This is a genomic window from Pseudomonas sp. DW-iso17 (genome assembly GCF_058725345.1).
The window spans coordinates 22733-29651 of sequence record NZ_JBZXEA010000024.1 but is presented as its reverse complement, the minus strand read 5'-3'; the positions used below and the strand labels follow the sequence as shown (position 1 = coordinate 29651).

Annotated in this window: 5 protein-coding genes, 3 tRNA genes and 1 riboswitch (1 of these 9 only partly in view); of the genes, 1 reads left to right on the top strand and 7 read right to left on the bottom strand. The window is 58.6% G+C overall.

The window, feature by feature from the left end:
* The 7 genes from AC4PS6_RS17455 to ltaE form a co-directional block, all read right to left on the bottom strand.
* Positions 1-54 (bottom strand) — tRNA-Arg (locus AC4PS6_RS17455) (it extends 123 nt beyond the left edge of the window).
* A 72-nt stretch (positions 55-126) separates the two neighbouring features.
* A tRNA-Arg gene (locus AC4PS6_RS17450) sits at positions 127-203 on the bottom strand.
* Positions 204-311: 108 nt separating this feature from the next.
* Positions 312-402 (bottom strand) — tRNA-Ser (locus tag AC4PS6_RS17445).
* A gap of 62 nt (positions 403-464) precedes the next feature.
* A complete protein-coding gene (csrA, locus tag AC4PS6_RS17440) occupies positions 465-653 on the bottom strand; it encodes a carbon storage regulator CsrA (RefSeq protein WP_003175645.1) in 189 nt (62 codons plus the stop codon).
* Between the two features lie 174 nt (positions 654-827).
* Positions 828-2069, bottom strand: a complete 1242-nt coding sequence (locus AC4PS6_RS17435) for an aspartate kinase (RefSeq protein ID WP_003193595.1) — start codon at positions 2067-2069, stop codon at positions 828-830.
* A gap of 95 nt (positions 2070-2164) precedes the next feature.
* The gene (alaS, locus tag AC4PS6_RS17430) at positions 2165-4783 is read right to left on the bottom strand and encodes an alanine--tRNA ligase (protein ID WP_014719590.1); all 2619 of its coding nucleotides are present in this window, start codon (positions 4781-4783) and stop codon (positions 2165-2167) included.
* 146 nt (positions 4784-4929) lie between these two features.
* A complete protein-coding gene (gene ltaE / locus AC4PS6_RS17425) occupies positions 4930-5934 on the bottom strand; it encodes a low-specificity L-threonine aldolase (RefSeq protein WP_014719591.1) in 1005 nt (334 codons plus the stop codon).
* Positions 5935-6124: 190 nt separating this feature from the next.
* A riboswitch (FMN riboswitch) is annotated at positions 6125-6294 on the top strand.
* Positions 6295-6391: 97 nt separating this feature from the next.
* Between ltaE and AC4PS6_RS17420 the strand changes: the two genes are divergently transcribed.
* The gene (locus AC4PS6_RS17420) at positions 6392-6901 is read left to right on the top strand and encodes a 6,7-dimethyl-8-ribityllumazine synthase (protein ID WP_003193604.1); all 510 of its coding nucleotides are present in this window, start codon (positions 6392-6394) and stop codon (positions 6899-6901) included.
* Positions 6902-6919: the final 18 nt, after the last annotated feature.

Here is a 6919-nt window from a genome sequence, read left to right as displayed (position 1 = left end):
CCTGTGACCGCTCGGTTCGTAGCCGAGTACTCTATCCAGCTGAGCTACGAGTGCAGATTGTGTTTTTAGACCAGATCACAACTGGTTGAAGCCAAGCTACCTGCATCACTGCAACTAACTCTTAAATGGTGCACTCGACAGGATTCGAACCTGTGACCGCTCGGTTCGTAGCCGAGTACTCTATCCAGCTGAGCTACGAGTGCATTTGTTGCCGCGCATTATAGGCCGTTCAATCTCTATGTAAAGCTATTTTTTCGAGTACTTTCAACAACTTACCGAAAAAACCAGATTGCAACGTACTAAGCAAATAATGGCGGAGAACGGGGGATTCGAACCCCCGACACCCTTTTGAGGTGTACTCCCTTAGCAGGGGAGCGCCTTCGGCCACTCGGCCAGCTCTCCGCAACACGGGGCGTATATTAACCACGTTCCTCCCCGTTTGCAAACATAAAAAACGATAAAAATTAAAGGCTTGGTTCTTCGTCCTTCTCTTTCTTGATCCGCAGGTAGATTTCCTCGCGGTGGACCGCCACCTCTTTCGGAGCATTAACCCCAATACGTACTTGATTGCCTTTAACGCCGAGCACCGTCACGGTGATTTCGCCATCACCGATAATCAGGCTTTCTGCGCAACGACGAGTCAGAATCAGCATACCTTTCACCTCACGCATTTCAGTTCAGGAACAACAGTCTGCAAAAAAAAAGCATTCGACCTACAACCAAAAGGTCGTAGCCCTACTCGCTAAGTATTGTCGAGCCCATGCAAAAGACCATGTACCCCACAAAAAAATGAAAGGCGCGGTAAACCGCGCCTTCCTGGCAACGCATCACTCGCCCTGTCGGGCCGGAGCATCCAACTCAAAAGCCGTATGCAGCGCGCGTACAGCCAGTTCCAGGTACTTCTCTTCGAGCACTACCGAGACTTTGATTTCCGAGGTGGAAATCATCTGGATGTTGATACCTTCTTTGGCCAGGGCCCCGAACATACGGCTGGCAACGCCAGCATGGGAACGCATGCCCACCCCTACGATCGACACCTTGGCAATCTTGGTATCGCCGACCACTTCACGGGCGCCAATCTCGCTCGCTGTGTTCTGCAGGATTTTCAATGCTGCATCGTATTCGTTGCGGTGCACGGTGAAGGTGAAATCGGTGGTGTTATCGTGCGAAACGTTCTGCACGATCATGTCGACTTCAACATTCGCATCGCTGACAGGACCCAGAATCTTGAAAGCCACGCCCGGGGTGTCTGGCACGCCACGGATCGTCAGCTTGGCTTCATCGCGATTGAAAGCGATGCCGGAAATGATCGGCTGTTCCATGGATTCCTCTTCATCAATAGTAATGAGGGTGCCCGGACCCTCCTTGAAGCTGTGCAATACGCGCAGCGGAACGTTGTACTTGCCGGCGAACTCCACCGCACGAATCTGCAACACCTTGGAACCAAGGCTGGCCATTTCCAGCATTTCTTCAAAGGTGATCTTGTCCAGCCGCTGGGCCACTGGCACGACGCGTGGGTCAGTGGTGTAGACGCCATCCACATCGGTATAGATCTGGCATTCGTCCGCCTTGAGCGCTGCCGCCAGGGCCACACCGGTGGTGTCCGAACCGCCACGACCCAGCGTGGTGATGTTGCCGTGCTCATCCACACCCTGGAAACCCGCTACAACTACCACGCGCCCTGCTTTCAGATCAGTACGAATTTTCTGATCATCAATTTGCAGGATCCGCGCCTTGGTATGTGCGCTGTCTGTAAGAATGCGCACTTGGCTACCAGTGTAGGACACCGCTGGCACGCCACGCTTGTTCAGCGCCATGGCCAACAGCGCAATGGTCACCTGCTCGCCCGTGGAGACGATCACATCCAGCTCACGCGGCAGCGGCTGTTGATCACCGCTGATGGCTTTGGCCAGATCGATCAGGCGATTGGTCTCGCCACTCATGGCCGACAGCACCACTACCAGGTCATCACCAGCATCGCGGAACTTCTTAACCTTGTCGGCGACCTGCTCGATTCTTTCGACAGAACCAACCGAGGTGCCTCCAAATTTCTGTACGATCAAAGCCATTTCCAAGCCGCCTCAGCCCGTAAAGGGGCGCCTAATATCCAATCCACCTGCACTGAACAAGCCCGTGACTAGACCACGGGCCGGTTAACAGTGCTTTAAATACCTGCCTCGACAAATGGCACGGTCAAGGCCAGGGCCGCGTCCAGCGCTGCGGCATCGACACCACCGCCTTGCGCCATGTCCGGACGACCACCGCCCTTGCCGCCCACTGTCGCAGCGGCTTGCTTCATCAAATCACCGGCTTTGAGTTGGCCAGTCAGGTCCTTGGTTACACCCGCAACCAGAACGACCTTATCCTCATGGACACTGCCGAGCAGGATCACTGCGCGGCCGAGCTTGTTCTTCAACTGATCGACCAAGGCCAACAGCGCCTTGCCATCCTGGCCGTCCAGGCGCGCCGCCAGGACTTTTACGTCCTTGACGTCAACCGCCGCGGCCGACAGGTCATCGCCCGCAGCGCTCGCCGCTTTGGCCTGCAACTGCTCCAGCTGTTTTTCCAGCGCACGGTTGCGCTCCAGAACGGCGGACAGCTTGTCGATCAGGTTGTCGCGGCTGCCCTTGACCAGGCCGGCCGCTTCCTTGAGTTGTTCTTCGGCTGCATTGAGGTAAGCCAGGGCCGCAGCACCAGTCACCGCCTCAATACGACGTACGCCCGAGGCCACACCACCTTCGCTGATGATCTTCAGCAGGCCGATATCGCCGGTGCGGTTGGCGTGGATGCCACCACAGAGTTCTACCGAGAAGCTGCCGCCCATACTCAGTACGCGAACTTCGTCGCCGTACTTCTCGCCAAACAGCGCCATGGCGCCTTTGTTCCTGGCGGTCTCGATATCGGTTTCTTCGGTTTCAACCGGGGTGTTCTTGCGAATCTCGGCGTTGACGATGTCTTCCAGGGCCTTGATCTGCTCAGGCTTGATCGCTTCAAAGTGGCTGAAGTCAAAACGCAGGCGCTGGCTGTCCACCAACGAACCTTTTTGCTGCACGTGCTCGCCCAGGACCTGGCGCAGCGCGGCGTGCAGCAAGTGCGTGGCCGAGTGGTTCAACGCCGTGGCATGCCTTACATCGGCATCGACCTGGGTGTCTACCGGTGCGCCCACAGTCAAGTTGCCCAGCACCAGCACACCGTGATGCAGGAACGCACCGCCGGTCTTGGTGGTGTCGCGCACGTCAAAACGACCGGATGTCGAGCTCAGGAAACCGCAATCGCCAATCTGGCCACCCGACTCGGCATAAAACGGCGTCTGGTCCAGCACCACAACCGCCTCTTCACCCTCGCTCAACACGTCGACCGACTTACCGTCTTTATAGATGGCGACGATCTTGGCCGAGCCCGCAGTCGCCTTGTAGCCGGTGAACTCGGTCGGTACGTCAACCTTGACCAGGGTGTTGTAGTCCAGGCCAAAGGAGCTGGCCGAACGGGCCCGCACGCGCTGGGCTTCCATCTCACGCTCGAAACCGGCTTCGTCGACGGTCAACTCACGCTCGCGGGCGATGTCGGCAGTCAGGTCCATCGGGAAACCATAGGTGTCGTACAACTTGAACACCACATCACCCGGCACCACGGTGCCTTTGAGCTCAGCCAGGTCCTGTTCCAGAATCTTCAGGCCGTGCTCCAGGGTCTTGGAGAACTGCTCTTCTTCAGCCTTGAGCACCCGCTCGATGTTGCTTTGCTGTTGCTTGAGTTCCGGGAAGGCATCGCCCATCTCGGCAACCAGCGCGGCCACGATCTTGTAGAAAAAGCTGCCGGTAGCGCCCAGCTTGTTACCGTGGCGGCACGCGCGACGGATGATGCGACGCAGCACGTAGCCACGGCCTTCGTTGGACGGCAGCACGCCGTCTGCGATCAGGAAACCGCAGGAACGGATGTGGTCCGACACCACCTTGAGCGAAGACTGGCCTTCATTGGCGCAACCAATAGCTGCCGCCGAGGCGCTCAGCAGGTTGGTGAACAGGTCGATTTCGTAGTTGGAGTGAACGTGCTGCATCACCGCACTGATCCGCTCCAGGCCCATGCCGGTGTCTACCGACGGTGCCGGCAGCGGATGCAACACGCCATCGGCGGTGCGGTTGAACTGCATGAACACGTTGTTCCAGATCTCGATGTAGCGGTCGCCGTCTTCTTCCGGCGAGCCTGGCGGGCCACCCCAGATATCGTCGCCGTGATCGTAGAAAATCTCGGTGCACGGGCCGCACGGGCCGGTATCGCCCATGGTCCAGAAGTTATCGGACGCGTAGGGCGCGCCTTTGTTGTCACCGATACGGATCATGCGCTCGGCAGGTACACCGATTTCCTGGGTCCAGATGTCATACGCTTCATCGTCCGTCGCGTACACGGTGACCCAGAGTTTTTCCTTGGGCAGCTTCAGCACGCCGGTGAGGAAGGTCCAGGCGAACGTGATCGCGTCTTTCTTGAAATAGTCGCCGAAGCTGAAGTTACCCAGCATCTCGAAAAAGGTGTGGTGACGGGCGGTGTAGCCGACGTTTTCCAGGTCACTGTTCTTGCCGCCGGCGCGTACGCACTTCTGGCTGCTGGTAGCGCGGGTGTAGGCGCGCTTTTCCTGGCCCAGGAAACAGTCCTTGAACTGGTTCATCCCCGCGTTAGTGAACAGCAGGGTTGGGTCATTGCCTGGGATCAAGGAGCTGGAGGCTACACGGGTGTGGCCTTGCTCTTCGAAGAAGCGAAGGAAGGCTTCACGGATTTCTGCGCTTTTCATTAGGTTCTTCCACGGAGGCTGCGGCCAAAGGCCAGTGCGCAACATCATCAGACGGAGCGACGGCAAAGGGCCGCATTATATCGGCCCTTTGCCGGTGGTACAGCGTGTTTATGTGATAGAAACAGTCAATTAGACGGCCTGCACTGTCATTTCTGCGAAAACGCGACGAATGTCTGCACCACTTGCTCGATCTGCGCCCGGCTCACATCCAGATGGGTGACCATGCGCAGGCGCGGCGCGGCGCTCAACTTGACCCCACGCTCGGCCGCAAAGGCCTTCAGCGCCTGCGCCTGATCACCTACCTGCACATACACCATATTGGTCTGCACCGGCTCGACGCTGTAGCCGGCCTTGCGTAACTCATCGCCCAGCCATTGCGCGTTGGCATGGTCGTCAGCCAGGCGCTGCACCTGATGATCCAGAGCATACAACCCCGCCGCCGCCAGGGAGCCCGCCTGGCGCATGCCGCCGCCGACCATCTTGCGCAAGCGCCGAGCCTTGGCGATCAGCGCCGTCGAGCCACACAGCACCGAGCCGACCGGCGCACCGAGGCCCTTGGACAGGCACACCGACACCGAATCGAAATGCTGGGCGATTTCTCGCGCATCCACCCCCAGCTTGACCGCCGCGTTGTAGAGGCGCGCGCCATCCAGGTGCAGGGCCAGGCCATGCTCGTGGGTAAATGCACGGGCCTTGGCCAGGTAATCCAGCGGCAGCACTTTGCCCTGCATGGTGTTTTCCAGCGCCAGCAGGCGTGTGCGGGCGAAGTGGAAGTCGTCGGGCTTGATGGCGGCAAGCACTTGGTTCAGATCAAGGGAGCCATCAGCTTGAACTTCCAGGGGTTGCGGCTGGATCGACCCCAGCACCGCCGCACCGCCGCCTTCGTATTTGTAGGTGTGAGCCTGCTGGCCGACGATGTATTCCTCGCCGCGCTCACAGTGAGCCATCAACGCCAGCAGGTTGCTCATGGTACCGGTGGGCACGAACAGCGCCGCGGCAAAGCCCAGGCGCTTGGCCAACTCGGCCTCCAGGCGGTTGACGCTGGGGTCTTCGCCGTAGACATCATCGCCGCTGACGGCGCTGGCCATTGCGTCGAGCATGCCGGGGGTAGGTTGGGTCACGGTGTCGCTGCGCAGGTCGATCACGGTCATGAAGGGGGCCTCTAACGGAGTGGATAAGTCCTTTTGTGTGTGATTACTGCGGGCAAAGCCACGGAATATCAAGCCCCTATTGCATTCATTCGAATACCAACCAATCAAACCGATATAAGTTATCGAGACGGCAGCCGTGCAGTTTTCGAAAAACCATGTTAAAAACTCTGCGCCGCCAGGGTTCTGGTGGCAACGTTCTCAGGGCGGGGTGCAATTCCCCACCGGCGGTAATTGCACGCAATGTGCATAGCCCGCGAGCGCTTGGCGCCTCGAACTGCTCAGGCAGGACGGCGACGAGGTCAGCAGACCCGGTGTGATCCCGGGGCCGACGGTCATAGTCCGGATGAAGAGAGAACGGGATTGGCACCTAAGGACCGCGCGCTTGTTTGCGCATGCGTACCCTTAAATCCCATTCGATTCATAACGCCCTGTTTTTTTCTTAAACAGGAGTCAGAACATGCAACCCACCGCAATCGACAGCAAAAGCAAAAACCATCACGGCGAGCGCGTCGCGTTTATCCAGGCCTGCTGGCACAAGGATATTGTCGACCAATCGCGCAAAGGCTTCCTCGCCGAAATGATCGCCCAGGGTTATCAGGAATCGGACATCGACTTCTTCGAAGTCGGCGGCGCCTTTGAAATGCCCCTACACGCCAAGTTGCTGGCCAAGACCGGCCGCTACGCCGGGATCGTCGCTGCCGCGCTGGTGGTGGACGGTGGCATCTACCGTCACGAATTCGTCGCGCAATCGGTAGTCAGCGGCCTGATGCAGGTGCAGCTGGAAACTGAAGTGCCGGTGTTCTCGGTGTCCCTGACGCCGCACCACTTCCATGCCGGCAGCGAGCACACCACGTTTTTCTACGAGCACTTCGTGCACAAGGGCCAGGAAGCGGCGCGCACCTGCGCCGATACCCTGCACAAGGTACGCGCGATCCGTCGTAGCGAGCCGCGTGCGGTAGCGGTCTAAATCCAAGCCTCACCGCAA